22 protein-coding genes are annotated in these 21,825 nt (G+C 68.0%); 8 read left to right on the top strand and 14 right to left on the bottom strand.

Features of this window, described 5'->3' with window-relative positions; all coding sequences use genetic code 11:
* The first annotated feature begins 121 nt into the window (after positions 1-121).
* The 3 genes from ACLJRL_RS11770 to ACLJRL_RS11780 all read left to right on the top strand — a co-directional run bounded on the left by ACLJRL_RS11770 (position 122) and on the right by ACLJRL_RS11780 (position 2,661).
* Positions 122-1,150 (top strand): threonine aldolase family protein, encoded by a 1,029-nt coding sequence (locus ACLJRL_RS11770; RefSeq protein WP_410656120.1) that lies wholly within the window; start codon positions 122-124, stop codon positions 1,148-1,150.
* A 2-nt stretch (positions 1,151-1,152) separates the two neighbouring features.
* Positions 1,153-1,743: an HAD family hydrolase gene (locus ACLJRL_RS11775; protein WP_410656121.1), complete on the top strand. Its 591-nt coding sequence runs from the start codon at positions 1,153-1,155 to the stop codon at positions 1,741-1,743.
* 90 nt (positions 1,744-1,833) lie between these two features.
* Positions 1,834-2,661 (top strand): SAM-dependent methyltransferase, encoded by an 828-nt coding sequence (locus ACLJRL_RS11780; protein WP_410656122.1) that lies wholly within the window; start codon positions 1,834-1,836, stop codon positions 2,659-2,661.
* 6 nt (positions 2,662-2,667) lie between these two features.
* Here the strand turns inward: ACLJRL_RS11780 and ACLJRL_RS11785 are convergent, their stop codons facing one another.
* The 3 genes from ACLJRL_RS11785 to ACLJRL_RS11795 all read right to left on the bottom strand — a co-directional run bounded on the left by ACLJRL_RS11785 (position 2,668) and on the right by ACLJRL_RS11795 (position 5,234).
* Complete coding sequence (locus tag ACLJRL_RS11785; protein WP_410656123.1) at positions 2,668-2,850, bottom strand: hypothetical protein; 183 nt, start codon at positions 2,848-2,850, stop codon at positions 2,668-2,670.
* Between the two features lie 197 nt (positions 2,851-3,047).
* The gene (locus ACLJRL_RS11790) at positions 3,048-4,298 is read right to left on the bottom strand and encodes a pyridoxal phosphate-dependent aminotransferase (protein ID WP_410656124.1); all 1,251 of its coding nucleotides are present in this window, start codon (positions 4,296-4,298) and stop codon (positions 3,048-3,050) included.
* 9 nt (positions 4,299-4,307) lie between these two features.
* Complete coding sequence (locus ACLJRL_RS11795) at positions 4,308-5,234, bottom strand: TetR/AcrR family transcriptional regulator C-terminal domain-containing protein (RefSeq protein WP_410656125.1); 927 nt, start codon at positions 5,232-5,234, stop codon at positions 4,308-4,310.
* 175 nt (positions 5,235-5,409) lie between these two features.
* Here ACLJRL_RS11795 and ACLJRL_RS11800 point away from each other — a divergent pair, with 175 nt between their 5' ends.
* Entirely contained in the window at positions 5,410-6,597 is a 1,188-nt protein-coding gene (locus tag ACLJRL_RS11800) for an FAD-dependent monooxygenase (RefSeq protein ID WP_410656126.1), read from the top strand.
* A gap of 93 nt (positions 6,598-6,690) precedes the next feature.
* Here the strand turns inward: ACLJRL_RS11800 and ACLJRL_RS11805 are convergent, their stop codons facing one another.
* The 7 genes from ACLJRL_RS11805 to purD all read right to left on the bottom strand — a co-directional run bounded on the left by ACLJRL_RS11805 (position 6,691) and on the right by purD (position 13,170).
* Positions 6,691-7,806: a transglycosylase SLT domain-containing protein gene (locus ACLJRL_RS11805; RefSeq protein WP_410656127.1), complete on the bottom strand. Its 1,116-nt coding sequence runs from the start codon at positions 7,804-7,806 to the stop codon at positions 6,691-6,693.
* 44 nt (positions 7,807-7,850) lie between these two features.
* On the bottom strand, positions 7,851-8,168 hold the full coding sequence (locus ACLJRL_RS11810) for a hypothetical protein (protein WP_410656128.1): 318 nt from the start codon (positions 8,166-8,168) through the stop codon (positions 7,851-7,853).
* A gap of 148 nt (positions 8,169-8,316) precedes the next feature.
* Positions 8,317-9,087, bottom strand: a complete 771-nt coding sequence (locus tag ACLJRL_RS11815; RefSeq protein ID WP_410656129.1) for an ESX secretion-associated protein EspG — start codon at positions 9,085-9,087, stop codon at positions 8,317-8,319.
* 4 nt (positions 9,088-9,091) lie between these two features.
* Complete coding sequence (locus tag ACLJRL_RS11820; RefSeq protein ID WP_410656130.1) at positions 9,092-10,756, bottom strand: hypothetical protein; 1,665 nt, start codon at positions 10,754-10,756, stop codon at positions 9,092-9,094.
* A gap of 10 nt (positions 10,757-10,766) precedes the next feature.
* Entirely contained in the window at positions 10,767-11,360 is a 594-nt protein-coding gene (locus ACLJRL_RS11825) for a DUF3558 domain-containing protein (protein WP_410656178.1), read from the bottom strand.
* Positions 11,361-11,367: 7 nt separating this feature from the next.
* Positions 11,368-11,754 (bottom strand): hypothetical protein, encoded by a 387-nt coding sequence (locus tag ACLJRL_RS11830; protein WP_410656131.1) that lies wholly within the window; start codon positions 11,752-11,754, stop codon positions 11,368-11,370.
* A 153-nt stretch (positions 11,755-11,907) separates the two neighbouring features.
* Positions 11,908-13,170, bottom strand: coding sequence for a phosphoribosylamine--glycine ligase (gene purD, locus ACLJRL_RS11835; RefSeq protein ID WP_410656132.1), 1,263 nt, complete (start codon positions 13,168-13,170; stop codon positions 11,908-11,910).
* Positions 13,171-13,346: 176 nt separating this feature from the next.
* Here purD and ACLJRL_RS11840 point away from each other — a divergent pair, with 176 nt between their 5' ends.
* A complete protein-coding gene (locus tag ACLJRL_RS11840; RefSeq protein ID WP_410656133.1) occupies positions 13,347-14,465 on the top strand; it encodes a glycerophosphodiester phosphodiesterase in 1,119 nt (372 codons plus the stop codon).
* A 177-nt stretch (positions 14,466-14,642) separates the two neighbouring features.
* The gene (locus tag ACLJRL_RS11845) at positions 14,643-16,181 is read left to right on the top strand and encodes an amino acid permease (RefSeq protein WP_410656134.1); all 1,539 of its coding nucleotides are present in this window, start codon (positions 14,643-14,645) and stop codon (positions 16,179-16,181) included.
* Here the strand turns inward: ACLJRL_RS11845 and ACLJRL_RS11850 are convergent.
* The 3 genes from ACLJRL_RS11850 to ACLJRL_RS11860 form a co-directional block, all read right to left on the bottom strand.
* Positions 16,165-17,355, bottom strand: a complete 1,191-nt coding sequence (locus tag ACLJRL_RS11850) for an MFS transporter (RefSeq protein WP_410656179.1) — start codon at positions 17,353-17,355, stop codon at positions 16,165-16,167. The genes ACLJRL_RS11845 and ACLJRL_RS11850 overlap by 17 nt on opposite strands.
* On the bottom strand, positions 17,253-18,131 hold the full coding sequence (locus ACLJRL_RS11855) for an LLM class flavin-dependent oxidoreductase (protein ID WP_410656135.1): 879 nt from the start codon (positions 18,129-18,131) through the stop codon (positions 17,253-17,255). Before ACLJRL_RS11855 ends, ACLJRL_RS11850 begins: the two co-directional genes overlap by 103 nt.
* 147 nt (positions 18,132-18,278) lie before the next feature.
* Positions 18,279-19,565 (bottom strand): adenylosuccinate synthase, encoded by a 1,287-nt coding sequence (locus ACLJRL_RS11860; RefSeq protein ID WP_410656136.1) that lies wholly within the window; start codon positions 19,563-19,565, stop codon positions 18,279-18,281.
* Positions 19,566-19,628: 63 nt separating this feature from the next.
* On the opposite strand from ACLJRL_RS11860, the gene ACLJRL_RS11865 reads away from it, so the two are divergent.
* Positions 19,629-20,309: a hypothetical protein gene (locus ACLJRL_RS11865; protein ID WP_410656137.1), complete on the top strand. Its 681-nt coding sequence runs from the start codon at positions 19,629-19,631 to the stop codon at positions 20,307-20,309.
* Between the two features lie 196 nt (positions 20,310-20,505).
* Positions 20,506-21,144: an HNH endonuclease family protein gene (locus ACLJRL_RS11870; RefSeq protein WP_410656138.1), complete on the top strand. Its 639-nt coding sequence runs from the start codon at positions 20,506-20,508 to the stop codon at positions 21,142-21,144.
* A gap of 46 nt (positions 21,145-21,190) precedes the next feature.
* Here the strand turns inward: ACLJRL_RS11870 and ACLJRL_RS11875 are convergent.
* Positions 21,191-21,825, bottom strand: a 635-nt coding sequence (locus ACLJRL_RS11875; RefSeq protein WP_410656139.1) for a transposase, incomplete at its 5' end; no start/stop codon positions are given.

Genomic DNA, 21,825 nt, shown 5'->3' on the forward strand with positions numbered 1-21,825 from the left:
CGCTCTTTCCTCGTCGGTGGGTAAGACGGAACCGGGGGCGTCCACGGTTGCATGAGCGGGCGCGGCGGACCAGCCGGGGGACGTATTGATGGCGAGGAGGGCGATGTGATGTGATCTTACCGTGACCTTGAGGCCCAGCTCGACGATCGATTTCCGCTCCGACACCGTGACCCGGCCGGACAGCGTCATGCGGCAGGCCATGGCGAACGCCGAAGTCGACGACAACGTCATCGGCACGGATCCGACCATCGCCGCGCTCGAACAGCGCGCCGCGAAGATCCTCGGGATGCCGGCGGCGCTCTGGACGCCCAGCGGGACGATGGCGAACCTGATCGCGCTCAGCGTCCACCTCCAGCGCGGTGACCGGTTCCTCGCGCCGCGCGGCGCGCACGTCCTCACCAACGAACTCGGCTCCGCGGCCTGGCTGGCGGGCGGGATGCCGGATCCGCTGGAGCACGACGCCGGGCCGGGCCGCCCGACGCCGGAGACGCTCGCGGCCGCGATCGGCGCACCGGGCGGACCGTACTACGCGCTGCGCACCTCGCTGTTGTGCCTGGAGAACACGCACAACGCGGCGGGCGGCGCGATCACCCCGCCGGACGAGCACGCCCGGCTGCTCGCGGTCGCGAAGCAGGCCGGGCTCGCCGTGCACCTCGACGGCGCCCGCCTCTGGCACGCCGCCGTCGCGCTCGGAGTCCCGCCCGCGACGCTCACCGTCGGCGTCGACAGCGTTTCGGCCTGCTTCTCCAAGGGGCTCGGCGCCCCGGTCGGTTCGGTGCTCGCGGGAAGTCCCGAGTTCATCGAGAAGGCGCGGCGGATGCGGCAGATGCTCGGCGGCGGCGTCCGCCAGGGCGGGGTGCTGGCCGCGGCCTGCCTGGTCGCGCTGGACCGCATCGACGACCTGGCCGAAGCGCACGAGAACGCGACCCGGCTCGCGGGCGGGCTGACCGAACTCGGCTGGGACGTCAACGAGCCCGAGACCAATATCGTGCTGGCCGCCGTCCCCGACCTCGAAGACCGCCTGAAATGGCTCGGCGAGCTGGGCGTCCGCGCCCTGCCGATGGCGGGCCGGGTCCGGTTCGTGCTGCACCGGGATCTCTCCGCGACGGACATCGAAGAAACCCTTCACCGCATCAAGGCCGGGGGCTGAACATGAACTGGATCGTCTTCGACTACGGCGACGTCATCAGCAAGCACACCGACGCGAAGCCGGCGCTGGCCAAGGCCTTCGGGCTCGAACTCGCCGATTTCGAGCCGCACTACTGGGCCGAGCGGGTCCGGTACGACTCCGGCGGCTCGGACCTCGAGTACTGGCAGAGCGTCGGCCGCGCGCTGGACGTCCCGGTCGACCAGGCCTTCGCCGACGAGCTGACCAGGATCGACGTCGACGGCTGGACGCACCTCGAACCCGCGGTGATGGAGCTGCTGGAAGGTCTGCACGAGGCCGGGGCCGCGCTCGCCCTGCTGTCCAACGCCTCGTCGACCTTCGGGCGCTGGGTGCGCGAGCAGGAATGGGCGGACCTGTTCCGCGTGAAGCTGTTCTCCGGCGACCTCGGCTGCCTGAAGCCCGACGCGAAGATCTACCGGATCCTGCTCGGCGAACTCGGTGCCGAGCCCGCCGACTGCCTCTTCTTCGACGACCGTCAGTCCAATGTGGACGGAGCGCGGGCCGTGGGACTGAAGGCGGAACGCTGGCTCGGGGTCGAAACGGCGACGACGGCATTGGGCTCTTCGGACGAATAAACTCACCCTCACCGTTCGTCCGCTTACGCGCCGTGAGGCAGATGACCTACGCTGAGCCCGTCCAAGCCGAATTCCCTGGTAGGTGTGTCCATGCGAAGTCCAGACGGCCGGCGTCCGATCGTGCCCGTCGATTTCGACCGGCCGAGCGTCGCGCGGGTCTACGACGCGCTGATGGGCGGCCAGAACAACTACGCGGCCGACAGGACGGTGCTGAGCCAGATCTTGGAACTCGCGCCGGAAGCGCAGATCATGGCGAAGGAAGTCCGCCACTGGCTGGTGCGCACCGTGCGCTATCTGACCGACCGCGAAGGCATCGACCAGTTCCTCGACCTCGGTTCCGGCTTCCCGACGGTGGAGAACACGCACCAGGTCGCGCAGCGGTACAACCCCGAAGCGCAGGTCGTCTACGTCGACAACGATCAAGTGGTCCAGGCGCACGGGCGTGCCCTGCTGGCGGAGAACGACTTCACGCATATCGAGGGCTACGACCTGACCAAGCCCGTCGAGACCATCGACGGGCTTTCGCGCACGCACCGGCTCGACTTCGAGCGGCCTGTCGGGCTCATCCTGTGCGCGATCGTCCATCACATCCAGGACCTCGACGAGGCACGGAAGATCGTCCGCGCCTACGTCGATGCGCTGGCCCCGGGCTCTTTCGTCGCGCTTTTACACCAGCACAACCCGGCCGACGGCAGCGAAGCGGCCGACGTCGCGACGTCACTGGAGAAGCGCTTCAGCGGCACGAGCCTCGACACGCTGTACCGCACGCGCGACGAGATCGAGTCGTTCTTCGAGGGGCTCGAACTCGTCGACCCCGGGCTGACCTACCCACACGAGTGGTGGCCGGACGGCCCGCGCTACACCCCGCTTTCGCCCGTGAACTTCACGTCGCTCGGCGGGGTGGCGCGCAAGCCTTAAGTTTCCTTAGCGGAGCTGCTTCGGGGTGCCCTTGCCCTTGATGGCGCCGTACGCCGCGGTACCGAGGAAGACCGCGCCACCGATGATGGCGATCCAAAAGACGGCCTTCACGAGAAAACCGAGCACGGATCCGAGCACCATGAAGGCCACCCACGCCAGGATCAGCCCGCCGACGATCTTCCAGAACATGGCTTCCTCCGATTGCCTCACCGTGCCCATGCGGGCCCGGTGAGTCCAGGTTGTCAGGCAAAGCTCGCTAGCGCCTTCGTTCTGCCTAACGTTCAGGGTGATTTCCGGGTTCCCCCTGAGGCCTGGATGGTCGGCGGAGCTGAAGACGTACCGCGAAACAGGACCAACGAGTGAACCCGCCCCGGCCGAAGGCCCCGCTATCGCGGTGGCAGGGCGCCTCGCCCGCCATCGTGACGTGGATGACCAGGCAGCGCCCTGCCGACGCCGATCGCGGACGCGGGTTCACCAGCAAGCACCGAGAGCCAGTCGCCGAGCCTTCGGACACCTTCGTCGATGTCTTCGCGCGCGCCGGCGAAGGAGAACCGCACGAACCTGCCGCCGTCGACAGGGTCGAAGTCGATCCCGGGGGCGATCGCGACGCCGGTGTCGGCGAGGAGACGCTGGCACCAGCTGAGACTGTCGGTCGTGTACGCGGAGACGTCGGCGTAGGCGTAGAAGGCGCCGTCCGCGGGTGCGAGCTTGTCGATGCCAATGCCCTTCAGCCCGGCGAAGAGCGCGTCGCGGTTCTCGCGGTAGCGCTCGACGTGGCCGTCGGCCTCCGCGTACGACTCCTGGGTGAACGCGGCGACCGCGGCGTGCTGGGAGACCGCGGGCGGGCAGATGGTGAAGTTGCCGGTCAGGACGTCGATCGCGCGGTGCAGCCGCTGAGGTGCGAGCATCCAGCCGAGCCGCCAGCCGGTCATGGCGAAGTACTTGGAGAACGAGCCGAGGACGAGCGCTTCGGACCCGTACTGCCAGGCGCAGTCGAGTTCGCCGACGTAGGAGATCCCGTGGTAGATCTCGTCGCTGATCAACTGCACACCGCGTGACGAGCACCAGCCGCTGATCGCGGCGAGTTCACCCGGTGGCAGCACGGTGCCGGTGGGATTGCTGGGGCTGGCGACGATGAGTCCCTTGATCGGGCCCAGTTCGTCGAGCAGGTCGACCGTCGGCTGGAAGTTCGTCTCGGGTCCGGTGGCGAACTCGACGACCTCGCAGCCGAGCACCTTCAGCAGGTTGCGGTAGGCCGGATAGCCGGGGCGCGCCATCGCGACACGGTCGCCCGCCTCGAACGCGCTGAGGAACGAGAGCAGGAAACCGCCGGAGGAACCGGTGGTCATGATGACGTCCTGCGGGCTCACGTCGACGGAGTACGTGCGGCCGTAGTGCGCCGCCACGGCTTCGCGCAGTTCCAGGATGCCGAGCTGCTCGGTGTAGCCGAGGGTGTGCTCCTTCAGTGCCCGCTGCGCGGCTTCGAGAACCGGCCGCGGCGCCGGCGCGGACGGCTGCCCCGCGACGAGCGGGACGAGATCGCCGTGGCTGCGCTGCCGTGCCTGCGCGGCCGAGAGGACGTCCATGACGTGGAACGGCGGGACGTCGGAACGAGCGGCTGGGCCAGGGAAGGACATGACGTGAGGCTAACTCGACTTCGCCAGGAGAACCGCGTAGCCGTCGAGGAGACGTTGCAGGCCGAACTCGAAGAGCGTGTCGAGGTCGTAGTCGAACGGGGCCCGCGAAGCGACGTCGGCGAAGTTCGGGAAACGACCGCCGGAGACCAGATCCCAGAGGATCGGCTCGTGTTCGGCCAGCCAGGTGTCGGCCGAGATCGCCGTCCCGGATTCGCTCTCGGCCTCGGCCTCGAAGTTGAGGGCGATGCCGCGGACGTGGTTGAAGATCGTGATGTGCGCGTACATGATCGTCGACGACGGGAGGCCGTGACCGCTGAGCGCGCGGGTGGCCCAGTCGGCGTGGTGGAGCAGGTTCGGCAGCGGCTGCGGCCGGGTGATCGAGAGCGCCTGCGCGAGCCAGGGATGACGCCGGAACAGCGCCCATTGCGCCCTGGCCATCAGCTCCAGCTGCGCCCGCCACCCGGACGGCGGATCGGGCGGGAGCCGGATTTCGCCGAGCGCCAAGTCGGCCATTTCGAGGATCAGCTCCTCCTTCGCGGTGACATGGCGATAAAGCGCCATCGTGGCGACGCCGAGACCGGACGCGACGCGGCGCATGGAAAGCGCGCGGATGCCTTCGGCGTCGGCGATGCGGATGGCCGCCTTGACCACCCGCTCGCGTGACAGCTCCGCCTCGCGATGCTCCTTGCGCGGCGGAGCCTTCGGGGTGCTTCCACGGTCTGAGGGGGACAGCACGACCGTGCCGGCGCCGGGTTTGGCGGTGACCAGGCCTTCCTGCTTGAGCGTGGCCAGGACCTTCGTCGCGGTCGCCATCGCGACGCCCCATTCGGCGATGATCTGACGCGTCGAAGGGACCTTCTGGCCTTCGCTCAGCTCGCCGGTGACGATCCTGCGGCGGATCTCGGTGGCGATCCGCTGGTAGGGCGGATCGGTCATGGCGCCTCCCCCTGTTGCCATAGTGCGCTTTATCGTCTTTTTTCGCTTCGCCTGGCTACCGCACTAGGTATTGCACTAGTACAGCTGAGATTTCGTGCCCGTTTTCCTGGGCTTCTGGTGCAGCAGCAATACGTTGTACGCAGTGCTTCATAACAGCGTACACAGGGGAGTTCACATGCAGAAGGTCCTGATTTCCGGCGCGGGGATCGCCGGAACGACACTCGCGTACTGGCTGCGTCGGCACGGCTTCGCCCCGACTGTCGTCGAACGGGCACCGGCCCCGCGCGTCGGCGGGCACGCCATCGACATCCGCGGCACGGCGCTCGACGTCGTGAAGCGGATGGGGCTGCTCGAACGCCTCCGGGGACTGAGCACGGACATGCGCGGGATGTCGTTCGTGAACGGGGCCGGGAAGACGCTGGTGAAGGTCACCGAACACACGCTGACCGGCGGCCTCACCGGCAACGACGACATCGAGCTTCTGCGCGACGACCTCACCGACGTGCTGGCGGCGGCCGCCCAAGAGGGTGTCGAGTACGTCTACGGCGACCGGATCACCGGAATCTCGCAGAACTCCGACGGCGTCCGGGTTACCTTCGCCGAAGGTGAGGCGCGAGACTTCGACTTCGTGGTCGGCGCGGACGGACAGCATTCAGCCGTGCGGTCACTGGTTTTCGGGGCGGAGAAACAGTTTTCACACCACATGGACACCTATCTCGCGGTGTTCACGGTGCCGAACTTTCTCGCTTTGGACCGCTGGCAGACTTTTCACATGCGGCCGGGAAGCATGACGGGCCTCTACAGCGCGCGGGGGAACACGGAGGCGCGGGCGATGCTCGGCTTCCAGTCGCCGGAACTCGATTTCGATCGGCATGACGTTGAGCAGCAACGAAAACTCCTCGCCGACCACTTCCTCGACCACGGCTGGGAGGCGCCAAGGCTACTGCGCGAAATGGCGTCGAGTGAGCTGTACTTCGACTCGATGACCCAGATCCGGATGGACCGGTTTTCCGAAGGGCGGGTCGCCCTGGTCGGCGACGCGGGTTATGGTCCGTCGCCACTTTCGGGACAGGGCACCAGTTTGGCGCTCGTCGGGGCTTACGTACTCGCGGGCACCCTGGCCGCGGCCCAAGGTGACCACCGCGCGGGCTTTGCCGCGTATGAAAGGGAAATTCGTCCGTTCGTACTGAAGAACCAGGCGCTGGCAGCGATGAACCAGCGGAAGCAGACACGGTTCGCGCAATGGAAACAGATCCAGTCGATGCGGATGCTGCCGTACATCCCGTTCCGCTCCCGGGTGATGGCCGCGGCCATGCGACCACTCGCCGAAGCCTCAAATGCCCTGGTACTCAAGGATTACTGAGACGATGCGCGTGAGGGCCACCCTCAGGGACTCTGAGTCCCTGAGGGTGGCCCTCACGCGCTAGTACCGCAAGTAGAGGACTAAACGCGAGGCTTAGTAGCCCTGGTAGCCGCCGCCACCGGCCATGGCCTTCAGGCCCGGGTGACCGTCGAACCCGCCATAGCGGTCGAACGTGTACCGCACGCCCGCGATGATGTTGTCGATCGGGTTGTAGATGTCGTCGTGCCCGGGAAGCTTGTGCGCGTTGAAAGTCGGGTCGATGCATTGCATCAGCCCCTTGGACGGCGTGCCCTTCGCCGCGTTGGAGTCCCAGTCGTTGATGGCGTTGGGGTTACCGCCGGACTCCTTCTCGATGATCGTCCAGATCTTGTTGATATCGGCGTCGGTCACCGGAATCCCGGCGGCCTGCAAGATCTTGATGGCTTCCTGGATCCACTGCTGGACGTTGCCGGGCGGCGTCGTCGACGGCGGACCACCGCTCGACCCGAGGCCGCCGCCCCCGCCGCCGCCTCCACCACCGCCGCCTCCGCCTCCGGTGTGGAGACCGCCGGTGCGCTTGGGGACGGAACCGTCCTTGCCGGGCATCGGGACCTTGGAGTAGCCGCCGTCGATGTCCTTCTTCATCAGCTCTTGGGACTTCTGGATCATCTGGTTGGCCTGGTCGAGCAGGCCCTTGACCCGGGTGTCCGCGCTGCTGGTGATCGTGTTGATCTCGGTTTTCGCCTGCTGGATGATCGCGTCCGGAGTCGGGCTCGGCGCCGGCTTGTGATCCTTCTCGGCCTGTGAGGCGGCTTGAATCGCCGCGTCCTTGTCCGACTGGGCCTTGGTGTTCCGCTTGTTGACCGCTTCTTCGGCGCCCTTGTAGGCGTCCGCGACCTGGGTCTTGATGTTGCCGAGATCGGTGTGGACCCGATCGAGATCGTCGACGACCTTGCCGAGCTGGGATTCGACGTTCTGCCCGGCCTTGGTGATCGACTTGACGTATTCGAAGAAGGCTTCCGCGGCCGGTCCGCTCCAGACGCCACCGTTCAGCGCCTCGGTCGACCGTGACAGTGCCGCACTGTGGTCACCCGCGTTGTCCGCGGCCGTCTTGAACTGGACCGACGCATGGTGAATTGCGGCTAAGTTCACCTTGTCGACCTGATCGGCCTTTTTGACCAGTTCGCCCCAGCCGTCCGGAGTGCCGGCACCGACACCGTTCAAACCCACTGCTCAAGCCCCCTTGGTCTCCGGCCCCCAGGCCAGCCGAATCGTCACTGGTTTCCGTGCTCGTGCAGCTTCAGGTTGTCCACATGGACCGCTTCGGTCTCCTTGATCAGCCCGGCGGCCTTTCGCAGCACGAAAGCCGTGGCCTCCATCAGCTGACCGGCCGAGTCGAATTCGTTGTGGACGCCCTGTTTGAACTTGCCGACGGCGCCTTGCGCGTCGCCGTGCTCGTCCACTCCGCCGAAAGGACTTTCCTTCTCGTCATCCATGCCGGTGACGCCTTTTTTGGTCTTCTCGAACTCGTCCTTGAGCTTTTCCACCTGACCGGCGGCGATCCCCATCGAATCCGGGTCGTACACAGGCACGGTTCGTCATCCCCTTCACCGCAACACGAAAACTTGTGTCCGCCCGATCAGACGCGGCAACGATCAGGACGGTTCCGCGCATACTGTAAGACCTCGACAGCGGGCCGTGTGCGCTTCCACGCCGACTCTCACCCCGCCGATACCCGACTCAGAAGTCGGCGACTTCCCGGATCCTCGTCGCCAGCAACTGGTTGTCCGCGGGCGTGATCGTCGCCCAGTCCCGCCCGTCCCGGTTACGCGCGACCTGGAACAGGTACCGCCCGGCATCCGTGTCGTAGAACGCGACGACGCTGTCGGCCCGCCGCGGACGGCCGTCGCGGCCCGCGCGTTCGATGCCGAACTGGCCGCGTGCTTCCTGGCCGAGCAGCATGCCGGCCAGTTCCTGCGCCTGCCACAGCGGGACGTCCCGGTCTTCCAGGGCGGTGACCAGTGCTTTCGGGTCGCCTTGGGCGGCCGCGTCGGCTTGGCGGAGCAGGTCGTGCGGGATGCTGATCGACTGGCCGACGCCGGGGCCCAGGTCGCCGGCGACGGACACGGCCGCTTCGGCGAGGGAGCTTTCTCGGGCCGGGATCAACCACACCTGGCCGGAGTCGATCACGCCGAGCAGGGCCTGGTTGCCGACGCTGACCGCTTGCCCCTTGATCTCCCGGTCGGTCCATACCCAGACGTCGATCGCGACCCGGGGGTGGGCGAACAGGTTCAGCATGTCGACCAGTTCGCCCGAGGCCTGGTGGCCCCGCGCGAGACGACGCTCGCGCAGGGATTCCCAGGCTTCTTCGATCAGTGCCGCCCGCTCCGTGTGGGTCGTTCCGGGGCTGGGGACGTCGAGTGCGGCATGGCGACGGGGCAGCCGTTCGGCTTCCCAGAGCATCTCGAACTCGAGTGCGGACAGCACCAGGCTGCCGTTTTCGTTCGGCACAGGGTCAGCGCGCTTCTCGGTTGCCGTGGTCACCGATCACGTCGGGCGAAACCATGCGCTCGTCGGTGAACAGGTCCTTGTCGTCGACACCGAACCGGCGGATGTGCTCCGCGTCCTCCTCGACGTCCTGGGTCGCGGCGCGCTCCATGAACTTCGACTCGGGCTTCGGCTGCTTCGCGCCGATCTTCTCCGAACGCCGCATGGCCTCCTCTTCGGGAAGCTCGCCGATCGGCAGCTGACGGGTCGGCTTGACGGCCCCGCCTTCCTGGCGAGGACGGCGATCGCGTTCCTTGTCCCCGCTCAGCGCGCCACCCGCGACACCGGCGCCGAGCGCGGCGGCACCCGCGCCCAGGTCACCTGCGGCCGGACCGGCGAACTTCGGGATACCCGGGAACCCACGGGCGGACTCGTTGCCGGTGCCCAGCGGCGCCTGCGGACCGGCGCCGACCGAGCGGCCCTTGCCGAGCGCCTGATCACCGCTTCCACCCTGGCCGCCACCGACACCGCCACCGAAGACGCCCGGGCCCGAGCTGGACCCGGCGTTCTTGCCGAGGACGCCGTCGACGCCGGAACCGCTACCGAACGACTTGCCCAACGGCTGCGAAGACGTCGTGCTGTTCGGCGGCAGCGAGCCGGTGGTCTGGCCCGGAGGCGCGGACGGCGCACCCGGCGGCACGAACGGCGGGGAGCCGGGCTGACCCACGATCGGGTTCGACGGCCTGCCCTGTTCGGGCTGCGGGGCCGGCCGGTTCACACCGGGGTTGACCCAGCCGCCGCCCGGGGCGGGCGTGGGACGCGAGGTGCCGGACGGCGTTGTCGGAGCGGAGGCCGCGGGAGCGGTGGTGCCGCCGTGAGGCACGGAGGCACCGGTCTTCCTGGCCACACCGCCACCCATGGCGACTCCGTAGGCCGGGGTCGGCGCGTCGTAGGACGGCGACTTCGGGTTGCTGACCGGCTGCACGACCGGCGGGACGTACTTCGACTCGACGGCGGCCGACGCGGGCCGCACGCTGCCGTCCGGGGTCAGATCGGTGGCCGTCCCGGCGAGGTCGAGCGTGCCGGAACCTCCGCCCGCACCGGCCGCGGTCGTGTTCTGGGTCAGGTTCAGACCCTGCGGGTCGGCCAGCGTGTCCGTGGACAGCAGGTTCTCACCGCTCTGCTTGGCGTACTCGTTCAACGCCTCCTGCGCCTGCGCCCGCGCGTTGTTCGCCGCGTTGACGCTCTTGGCGTGGTCGGTCTCGAACCCGATGAGGCTCAGCAGGGCATCGCCGATGGTGAGGCCGCCCGCACCCTTCCGGACCACCTCCGGATCCGGCAGCTTGTGCAGCGTCCGGTTGAAGGCCTCACCCTGCTCGAAGATCATTTCCGAGGAGTGCGCGACCTTCGAATTCGCGTCCTGGGAGAACCCGGCCTGTGCGGTGAACACCTGACCGGCGGCGCCACCCGCCTCGCTCTGCCATTCGACGCCGAGCTTGCCCAGCTCGTCGCGCAACGTCTTGTCGGTGTCGGCGAGCGCGGTCGCGACGGCCTTCAGCGCATCGACGGCGGTGCCGATGCTGCCGGTGCCGTCGCCGCTGCGGAAGCGCTCGATCTCGGTCGCGATCCCGGTGTCGGTGTAGCCGTCGAACCGGAGATCGCGGAGCCTGCCCGCGAGGTCGGAAACGTTCACGGCGCCCTCCCTAGTTGCGTGCCTTCAAGGTCTGCAAAGCCATTTCGGCCGCCCGCGCGGACATCTCGCACAGCTGCGGCATGGTGAACGCGCCGGGGGTGACGGTGAAGGCCTGTGCCACCAGCGTCTGCCCCTTTCCGACGCCGATGAGCGTTTCGCAGTCGGCCGGTGTCCCGGAGCCGCGATAGCTCGTGATGGCGGGGAATCCCCCGACCGCCTTCGGTTCGGTGGTCATGCTGTTCTTGCGCCGCTTGCCGGTGAACCACTCCTCGACGTCCGCGGAGACGGCACGCACGTGGTAGGCGTGGAACGGCTCCGCGGCGTCCGAGTCGAGCACACAGGTCGGCCCGTCGATCTCTTCGGCGGCTTTGCGCGGCTGGCTGTTGATCTTGAGCTGGTCGAGTTGCGGCGCGGTGATCAGCGTGCACGGATCGACCCCGCGCAGGGTCAGTTCCGCGGGTCTGTCCGGCAACGCGGACGCCTTGGCGCCCTGCGTGACCGAAGCCAGCCCTGGTTCGTTGGGAAACGCCTGCCCGCCCGTGCCCGAAGTGCACCCGGCGCATCCGGCCAGCGCCAGGGTGAGCACCCCGCCGAACACGAGCACCCGGCGTTTACGCCCTGTGTACACCGCGGTCCCCGAACGCCGCGGCTTTGTCAGCGTCGCTGGTCTTGTACTCCTTGGCCGCGGTACGAAGCTGTTTGACCAGGCTTCGCAGACCTGCGACGTAGGAGCGGACCTGCGCCGCGTAGGAAGCGTCGCCCTCGGCGACCAGTTCGTTCCACACGCTGGTGGAGTGCGTGCTCACCGTGTCCGCCGACGGGGAATCGATGCGCAGCTGGTTGAGCCTGGTGAGGAGCTTGTCCTCGAGTGCGTCGACCTGGTCCTCGACGATCTTCGCGACTTCGAGCAGCTTCGACGGATCGACTCTGATGTCGGCCACCGATGGTGGTACCGGGACCGCGGACGCGAGGTCCTGGACCTTGCTCGTTGCTGCCATTCCCCACCCCTTTAGGAAATACGTACGGTGACCGTGCGCCCTGTCGAGGCTACCAACGTCGATGTATCGGTTGCCTAAGCTTTGCAGGAAATACCGGGTTAGACGCACCCGATCGCGGAACGGTTCCGTCCGGGATTCACGAGGCCCCGGATTTCACGAAACCGGGGTGGCGATCTCTCCCTTGGCGGCGAGCAGCGCGATGTCGGTGCGGTGGTGCGAACCGGCCAGGTGAACCTTCTCGACCGTCGCGTAGGCGTCCTTGCGGGCGGCCTTCAGGTTCTTGCCGGTGCCGACGACCGAAAGCACGCGGCCGCCGGAGGAGACCACGGCGCCGTCGTCACGACGTCGGGTGCCGGCGTGCAGCACGCCCTCGATCTCGCCGCCGGTGATGACGTCGCCGGTCCTCGGCTTGCCGGGGTAGCCGTCCGCGGCGAGCACGACGGTGACCGCCGCGCCCGAATCCCAGTCGAGCGGCGGCAGGTCGGCGAGCTTGCCGGTCGCCGTCGCGTGCAGGACCTGGCCGAGCGGGCTGCGCAGCAGCGCCAGGACGACCTGGGTCTCAGGGTCGCCGAAGCGGCAGTTGAACTCGATGACCTGCGGGCCCTCCGAGGTCAGCGCGAGACCGGCGTAGAGCAGGCCGGAGAAGGTGGCGCCACGGGCGTCGAGTTCGTCGACCACGGGCTGCACGATCTGCTCGACGACGTCGCCGACGAGGTTCTCCGGCGCCCACGGCAGCGGCGCGTACGCCCCCATACCGCCGGTGTTCGGGCCCGCGTCGCCGTCACCGACGCGCTTGAAGTCCTGCGCGGGCAGCAGCGGGACGACCGTGCGGCCGTCGACGAAGCAGAACAGAGAGGCTTCCGGACCGTCCAAAAAGGACTCCAGGAGCACCGGGTGGCCGCCGTCGAGCAGCATCAGCGCGTGTTTGCGCGCGACGTCGATATCCGGGGTGACCACGACGCCCTTGCCGGCGGCGAGACCGTCGTCCTTGACCACCCAGATGGGGCCGAAGCGGCCGAGCGCGGCGTCGAGGCGGGCCGGATTGTCGACCACCTCGCAATGCGCCGTCGGCACGTTCGCGGCGGCCATGACGTCCTTCGCGAAAGCCTTGGAGCCCTCGATGCGGGCCGCGGACGCGGAGGGGCCGAAGCAGGCGATGCCCGCCTTGCGGACCGCGTCGGCGACACCTGCCACCAGCGGGACCTCCGGGCCGACCACGACCAGGTCGGCCTTCCACTGCTTGGCCAGGGCGGCGACCGATTCTGGATCGGCCGCTTCCACCCCGAGCTGCTCGGCCACCGAAGTGGTACCTGCATTGCCCGGAGCGCACGCCAGCGCGGTGACGGAAGGGTCTTCCGCGACCGCGAGGACAAGTGCATGCTCACGGGCGCCGGACCCGATTACCAGTACGCGCACGACGCACAGGGTAACCGTGCCGGTGAGCCCCGAACACGTCGCCGTCCTCGTGGGGGTGGTTCCATCCGGCGTTCACCCGGCGGTCAGCGCGCCGCCGGGGTGTCGTCGCCGGACGGACGTCTCCTGCGTCAAGGGTGACGCGGTACCCGAGTCCAAGTCGAGAGAGGTTCTCCACCATGCGAAAGCGCCTGGGCGTGCTCGCCCTGTCCGGCCTCGCCCTGCTCAGCGTCTCCGGGCTGGCCGGCGCCGCCGAGACAGGTGCCCAAGATGTGTCGGCACAGGCCAAGGGCCACGATGGTCCGGTGATCGTCGGACACCGCGGCGCCCCCGGCTACCGGCCGGAGCACACGCTCGCCTCGTATGAGCTCGCCTACCGTCAAGGCGTGGACTGGGTCGACGTCGACCTGGTGCCCACGAAGGACGGCCAGCTGGTCGCGCGGCACGAGAACGAGATCGGCGGCACCACCGACGTCTCGAAGCACCCGGAGTTCGCGAACCGGAAGGCGACGAAGGTCATCGACGGCACGTCGTTCACCGGCTGGTTCACCGAGGACTTCACCCTCGCCGAGCTGAAGACCCTGCGCGCGACCGAGCGGATCCCGCAGCTGCGGCCGAACAACCGGCTCTACGACGGCCGCTTCCAGATCGCCACCTACCAGGAGGTGCTCGACCTGACGCGCCGGCTGGGCCGCGAACTGCGCCGCGAGCTGGGGACCTACCCGGAGCTCAAGCACTCGACGTACTTCGCCTCGATCAAGAACCCGACCGAGCCGAAACTCGTCGAGCTGCTGAAGCGCAACGGGCTCAACCACCGCAAGGCGCCGGTGATCATCCAGTCGTTCGAGGTGTCGAACCTGATCGCCCTTTCGCGTGAAGTGCGCGTCCCGCTGCTGCAGCTGACCTCGGCCACCGGTGCTCCGGCCGACTTCGTCGCGAAGGGCGACCCGCGGACGTACGCCGACCTCGTCACGCCTGCGGGCCTGAAGGAGATCTCGAAGTACGCGGACTACCTGGGCCCGGAGAAGGCGCAGGTCATCCCGGTGGTGAACGGCGCGCTGGGGCAGCCGACCAAGCTCGTCGCCGACGCGCACAAGGCCGGGCTGAAGGTCGGGCCGTACACGTTCCGCAACGAGAACAACTTCCTCCCGCAGAACCTGCGGTCGTCGGACAACCTCGCCGAGTACGGCAACGCGTTCGCCGAGCAGGAGGCGTTCCTCAAGGCGGGTGTCGACGGGTACTTCGCCGACCAGCCGGACACGGCGCTTGAGGCCGTGAAGGGCTTCGAGGGGCGCTGATCTTCTCGCCGCCGGTTGCTATGAACGACTCGTTACTTGCAAATTTTGCGAGTAACGAGTCTTTCATAGCGTTTCCCGGCGGGCGAGTCCTCACGGGACCTTGACATACCCAGGTCAGCGGGCTTAATTTCGGCGGATCTCAATGGTCTGTCCGCATACCTTTTAAGTGGGTGCCCGATGGATGTCTCAGATTCCCACGCCGCCGAAGCCGCCGACGAAGACAGTGCCCGGCTCCACCAGCTCGGCTACGCGCAAGAGCTCCGGCGCACGATGTCGACCTTCTCCAACTTCGCCGTCTCGTTCACGATCATCTCGATCCTGTCCGGCTGCCTGACCCTCTACGGGTTCGGCATGAAGACCGGCGGTCCCGCCGCGATGATCTGGGGCTGGCCGCTGGTGGGCCTGTTCGTCATCCTCGTCGGGCTGGGCATGGCGGAGGTCTGCTCCAGCTATCCGACCGCGGGCGGCCTCTACTACTGGGCCGCGAAGCTCGCCCCGCGCAACGGCGCGGCGTGGGCGTGGTTCACCGGCTGGTTCAACCTCATCGGGCAGATCGCGGTCACCGCGGGCATCGACTTCGGCGCGGCGCTGTTCCTCAACGCCTTCCTCGACCTGCAGTTCGGGTTCGAGGCGACGCCGGGCCACACGATCCTGCTGCTGGGGATCATCCTCGTGCTCCACGGCCTGCTGAACACCTTCGGCGTACGGATCGTGGCGCTACTGAACACCGTCAGCGTGTGGTGGCATCTGGCAGGCGTGCTGGTGATCGTCGGCGTGCTGATCATCGTGCCCGAGAACCATCAGGACGCGTCGTTCGTCTTCGGCGAGTTCGTGAACAACACCGGCTGGGCATCACCGGTCTACGTCTTCCTGCTCGGCCTGCTGCTGGCGCAGTACACCTTGACCGGATACGACGCGTCGGCCCACATGACCGAGGAGACCAAGAACGCGGCGAAGGCCGGGCCCCGCGGGATCATCAACTCGATCCTCGTCTCCCTGGTCGCCGGCTGGATCCTGCTGATCGGCCTCACCTTCGCCATCCAGGACTACGAAGGCGCCGTCGGCTCCGAGACCGGCGTGCCGCCCGCGCAGATCTTCATCGACGCGACCGGCGCGACGACCGGTAAGTTCCTGCTGCTGATCTGCATCGGCGCGCAGTTGTTCTGCGGCATGGCGTCGGTGACGGCGAACTCGCGGATGATCTACGCGTTCGCCCGCGACGGCGCGATCCCCGGGTCGAAGTTCTGGCACCGCATCAACAAGCGGACCCAGACGCCGACCAACGCGGTGTGGCTGGCCGCGGGCGGCGCGCTCCTGCTGGCACTGCCGTACCTGTGGAGCGCGACCGCCTACGCGGCGGTGACCTCGATCGCCGTCGTCGGCCTCTACGTGGCATACGTGATCCCGGTGTTCCTGCGGGTGCGCAAGGGCGACGACTTCGAACCGGGGCCGTGGAGCCTCGGCAAGTGGGGCAAGCCGATCGGCATCGTCGCGACCATCTGGGTGTGCTTTATCTTCGTGCTGTTCATGCTCCCGCAGGGATCACCGATCACGATCGACAGCTTCAACTACACGCCCATCGCCTTCCTCGTCGTCCTCGGTGGGGCCGCGATCTGGTGGTTCGCCTCCGCGCGCAAGTGGTTCACCGGCCCGAAGGTGCAAGGCTCCGAGGCGGAACTCGCCGCGGTGGAACGGGAACTCAAGGAACTCGGGTAGCGGACTCCTGGGTGCGGCCGACGCGGACTCCGGTCACCGCGGCCGCACCCAGCGCACCGACGGCGGCGAAGGCGTAAAAGCCCCACGGGTAAGCGATTCCGGCGCTCAGCAGCGCGCCGCCGAGGATCGGGCCACAGATCGCGCCGATCCGGCCGACCCCCGCGGCCCAGCCGATTCCGGTGGCGCGCATGGCATCCGGGTACGTCTTGCCGATGTAGGCGTACACGAGAACCTGGGCGCTGAAGACGAAACCACCGGTGAGGAACACGGCCACGTACAGGCCGGCCGCGGGCAGCTTCACGCTCAGCAGGGCCAGGAACACCGCCGCGCCGAGGAACCAGCAGATCACCGACGGCCGTACGCCGACCTTGTCGGCCACCCGGCCCGCCACGAGCAGGCCGACGACCCCGCCGAGGTTCAGCGTCAAGAGCAGGCCGAGCGCCGCGCCGAGCGGGTATCCCGCCTGGCGCATGATCTCCGGCAGCCAGGTGTTGAGCCCGTAGACCAGCAACAGCCCCATGAACGACGTCACCCAGAACGCGATGGTGGCCCGCAGGAGACCGCCGCGGAACAGCCCGCCGACAACCTCGGTCGCCGACGTCTGCTGCGTTTCCCGTGCCCGCTCGAAGGACTCGGATTCGGGCAGGTACTTGATCATCAGCGGCACCAGCACGAGGGCGGGCAGCGCGCCGGCGACGAACATCGCGCGCCAGCCGAGCTGCGGGATCAGCCAGATCCCGAGCAGCGCGGTGAGCACCGCGCCGACGTGGTAGCCGGTCATCAGCGTGGTGGCCGCGCTGCCGCCCCTTCCCTTGCGGGCGTACTCGGTGACCAGCGCGATCGCGGTCGGAAGACAGCCGCCGAGGCCGAGCCCGGCGAGGAAGCGGAACAGCCCGAAGACGAACACCGAAGGCGAGATCGCGCAGAGCGCGGTGAACGCCGAGAACGAGGCGACCGCGATGATCAGCGCCTTCCGGCGGCCGATGACGTCGGTGATCGTGCCGATCGTCAGCGCGCCGATGGTCATGCCGATCAGGCCGACCGTCGAGACGACCGACGCCGTCCCCGGTGTCAGCCCCCAGACGTGGTCACGCAGCAGGGCGGGCAGCACCGAGCCCAGGACGACCAGGTCGAATCCGTCGAGCAGGACCGCCGTCCAGGCGAGCGGGACCACCCACGAACGAGCCGTGGCAGGGGACATGAGGACCTCCAGCTATGTTCGCTATGCGCACGAGTATGCACAATCCGAACGCTGTGAACAAGGCCACTTGTCGCCTGGACGTCCCCCAGGAGACGCCAGGTGCGAAGGCGCTCTTCGGAGCTCTGGGTGCCGGACTGCGTCGCGACGACCTCGGTCGCCCCCGCGTCGAAGTACCGGCGAACCTCGGCGGCGACGGTCTCCTCGTCCCCGGCGATCACCAGGTCACCGGCGGAATCGACACCCTGGGCGTCGAAGATCGCGCGGTAGGAGGGAATGTCGCGGAAGAACGCGTACTGCCGGTCGATGGTGGCTCGGACCGCGTCCGGATCCTCGGTCACCACGACCGGGGCCATCGCGATGACCCGCAGCGCCTGCTTGCCCATCGCGGCGATGATCAGCGGGACGCCGGAGGATCCGGCGACCGAGACCGAGGCCGCGAAGCCTGAAGCCCGCGCGGTGACCGTGTCGCCTTCGAAGTCGACCCCGCCGCCGTCGAACACCTGCCGGAGGATCGTGAGGTACTCGCGGAGGTGCTTGATCGGCGGCGGGTACTCGATGCCGTAGGCCGGTTCGAGCCAGTTCCTCGCGCCGGTTCCGAGCCCGAGGACGAACCGGCCGGCGGTGGCGGCCTGCGCCGTCTGCGCGAGACCGGCGATGAGCAGCGGATGCCGTGGATAGATCGGGACGACGCCGGTCCCGACGGTGATCGCGTCGTGCTCGGTTCGCTGGGAGAACCAGACCGACTTCAAGCCCGCTTCGGCGGCCTGGCCGGTCTGGGTGATCAGTTCGTCGACGATGTTGACGGCGTTCGCTGCGGGCCCCCCACCCAGTACGTGAAGGACCCCTTCCTGCCGTCTAGCGCAAGGAAGGGGTCCTTCACGTACCTGCGGGTGCGGTCAGATGAAGTCGTGCCGCACGATCGTCTGCTCCCGGCCCGGGCCGACGCCGATCGCCGAGACCCGCGCGCCCGACAGCTCCTCGAGCCGCTCGACGTAGGCCCGCGCGTTCGCCGGCAGCTCCTCGAAGGTGCGGCAGCCCGAGATGTCCTCGAACCAGCCCGGCAGCTCTTCGTAGATCGGCAGCGCATGGTGCACGTCAGTCTGCGTCATCGGCATGTCGTAGGTGCGGAAGCCGTCGACCTCGTAGCCCACGCACACCGGCACCTTCTCCAGCCCGGACAGCACGTCCAGCTTGGTGAGGAAGTAGTCGGTGATGCCGTTGACGCGCACCGCGTAGCGCGCGATGACCGCGTCGAACCAGCCGGTGCGCCGTGAGCGGCCGGTGGTGACGCCGAACTCGCCGCCCTGCTTGCGCAGGTACTCGCCGGACTCGTCGTCCAGTTCGGTCGGGAACGGGCCCGAGCCGACGCGGGTCGTGTAGGCCTTCAGGATGCCCAGCACGGTGGTGATCTTGCCCGGGCCGATGCCCGACCCCGCGCTGGCGCCGCCGGACGTCGGGTTCGACGACGTCACGAACGGGTAGGTGCCGTGGTCGACGTCGAGCAGGGTGCCCTGCGAGCCTTCGAGCAGCACGGTCTCGCCGCGTTCGAGGGCCTGGTTGAGCTGCAGGCGCGTGTCGGCGATGCGGTGCGCGAACTTCTCGCCCGCGGCCAGCACCTCGTCGGCGACCTGGTCGGCGTCGAGGGCCTTGCGGTTGTAGACCTTGACCAGCACCTGGTTCTTGAACTCCAGGGCCGACTCGACCTTCTGCCGGAAGATCTTCTCGTCCAGGAGGTCCTGCACGCGGACGCCGACGCGGGCGATCTTGTCCTGGTAGCAGGGGCCGATGCCGCGGCCGGTGGTGCCGATCTTGCGACTGCCGAGGTAACGCTCGGTGACCTTATCGATCTCCACGTGGTACGGCATGATCAAGTGCGCGTCGGCCGAGATCAGCAGCTTGCTGGTGTCGACGTCGCGTTCCTCGAGCCCGGCGAGTTCGTCGAGCAGGACGCCCGGGTCGATCACGACACCGTTGCCGATGACGTTGGTGACGCCGGGGGTCAGGATCCCCGACGGGATGAGGTGCAGGGCGAAGTTCTGCCCGTCGGGAAGGACTACGGTGTGGCCCGCGTTGTTACCGCCTTGGTAACGCACGATCCACTGGACGCGGTCGCCGAGAAGGTCGGTGGCCTTGCCCTTGCCCTCGTCCCCCCATTGGGCCCCGATCAGCACGATGGCCGGCATGTGACACTCCAGGTGTTCGGCGACTGTGACTTCAGTGATTGTGGCGCTGGTAAATGCCGGTGCATGAGCGTAACGGAGGGCCCTGGGGTGCGCGGAATAGTGGTGGCCTGCGGAGAGGGCGAGCCCACACTCCCGGAGATCGACGACGTCGAAATGGTGCGCGTCCCCAGCAGTCCCGGGAAGGCGGATATCGATCCCTTGCTGGGCGAACACGATCACCTGGTGGTCGCGGGCACGGACGCGGACCTGGCGGCGGTCGCCCTGCGACTGTTGCGAAAAGAACAGCTCACCGGCGTGTCGCTCGGGTTCGTGCCGTCGTCGCCGGATTCCGACGTCGCCCGCATCTGGAGCCTGCCGACCGATCCGTTGCGTGCTCTCGCGCTCGCTCTGCGTGGCGAGGTCGATCCGGTGCCGCTGATCAGGGACGACACCGGCGGCGTGCTCGTCGGCCGCGGCGTGGTCGGCATGGTGCGCGGGGTGGCCTACTGCGACGAGCACACGGTCCTGCGCGGGCCCGCGCGCTCGATCGAGGTCGAACCGGACGCGAGCGGGCCGGGGCTGATGGTCCGGGTGACCAAGGGGACGCTGTTCAAACGGCCTTCGACACAGCACGCGCGGGCGTTCCAGCTCGGCTGCATCCCGACCCGGCCGAGCAGCGACGGCGTCGTCCACCCGCGCGCGATGAGCCGGTGGACCTGGTACCGGCACACCGAGGACCTCCGGCTGGTCCGCGGGCTGGCGTAGCCCGTTCGGCTCAGAACCATCAGCTGGACTTTCCGAAAATTATTCGGCGGCCGAATACCGGGTCCTGCCTGCTCGTGCCCCCTGTGGTCACTCGACGTTCACCAATGTCCGCCAGAGTGTCACCCACCAGTGTTGCGTGGGTCATATCCGTGTCGCAAGGTGACCTAGTCCCCACACCTGACATGGAGGCAGCAATATGCCAACTGCGCTTGCTGTTCGTCGCTCCTTCACCGTTCTCGCCGTCTCGGCGATCGTCTCGGCCGGCGTCGTCGGCGTCGCCGAAGCAACACCCCCGGGCATTCCCTCGACCGCGACCGCCAAGACGCAGCTCGCCTCGCTGACCGTCCAGCCCGACGGCTCGTCGAGCGGATACAGCCGCGAGAAATTCCCGCATTGGAGCGACCAGGGCAACAGCTGCAACACCCGCGAGGTCGTGCTCAAACGGGACGGCACGAACGTGGGGCAGGACGGCAGTTGCGCCGCCACCTCCGGCAGCTGGTTCAGCCCGTACGACGACGCGACCTGGACCGCGGCGTCCGATGTGGACATCGACCACGTCGTCCCGCTGTCGGCCGCCTGGCGCACCGGGGCGTCTTCGTGGACCACCGCGCAGCGGCAGGCGTTCGCGAACGACCTCAGCGCGCCGCAGCTGATCGCCGTCACCGACAACGTCAACCAGGAGAAGGGCGACAAGTCGCCGGACGCCTGGAAGCCGCCGACCACCGGCTACTGGTGCACCTACGCGAAGATGTGGACCACGGTGAAGGCCAAGTACAAGCTCACCATCAAGACGGCGGAGAAGACCGCCCTCACCGACATGCTCAACCGCTGCTGACGCCTCAACGTCTTAAGTCCGTGAAGACATCCCTGGGTTTTGGTTGTCAAGCGGCGATGGTGGTGTGGTGGGCCCAGGCGGTGGTTTCGTTGTAGTGAGTGTGGGTTTTGAGGCATCCGTGGAGGATGCCGACGAGTCGGTTGGCGAGCTGGCGTAGCGCGGCTTGGTGACCGACGCCGCGGGCCCGGAGCGTGTCGTAGTAGGTGCGTGCTCCGGGTGAGGTTTGTAGTGATGATTGGGATTGCCTGCTCAGTGCGTCGAGGAGTCGGTCGTTGTGCACGAACCGGGCTCGCACGGTGGTTTTGCGGCCGGAGGCGATGGTCAGCGGGCTGGTTCCGGCGTAGTTCTTGCGGGCTTTCGCGTTGATATAGCGGGTGGGGTCGTCTCCGAACTCGGCGAGCACCCTGGCGCCGAGGATCTGTCCGAGTCCGGGTTGAGACTCATAGATCCTGGCGTCAGGGTGCCGGCCAAAATGGGCTTTCACCTCGGTTTCCAGGCTGCGGATCTCCTCGGTCAGGGCGGTGATCACCGCGATCAGCGACCGGGTGACCGCTGCCTGGGCGGTGGTCAGGGCCGGGCCGCGGCCCAGCGCCGGAGCGCGCAGCGCGGTCTGGATCGCGGTGGCTTTCCCCTCGATATCGCGTCGGCGGGCTCGCTTGAGCGCGGCGGTGATCTGCCTGC

The sequence above is a fragment of the Amycolatopsis sp. lyj-112 genome, from assembly GCF_046549055.1.
Taxonomy (GTDB): domain Bacteria; phylum Actinomycetota; class Actinomycetes; order Mycobacteriales; family Pseudonocardiaceae; genus Amycolatopsis.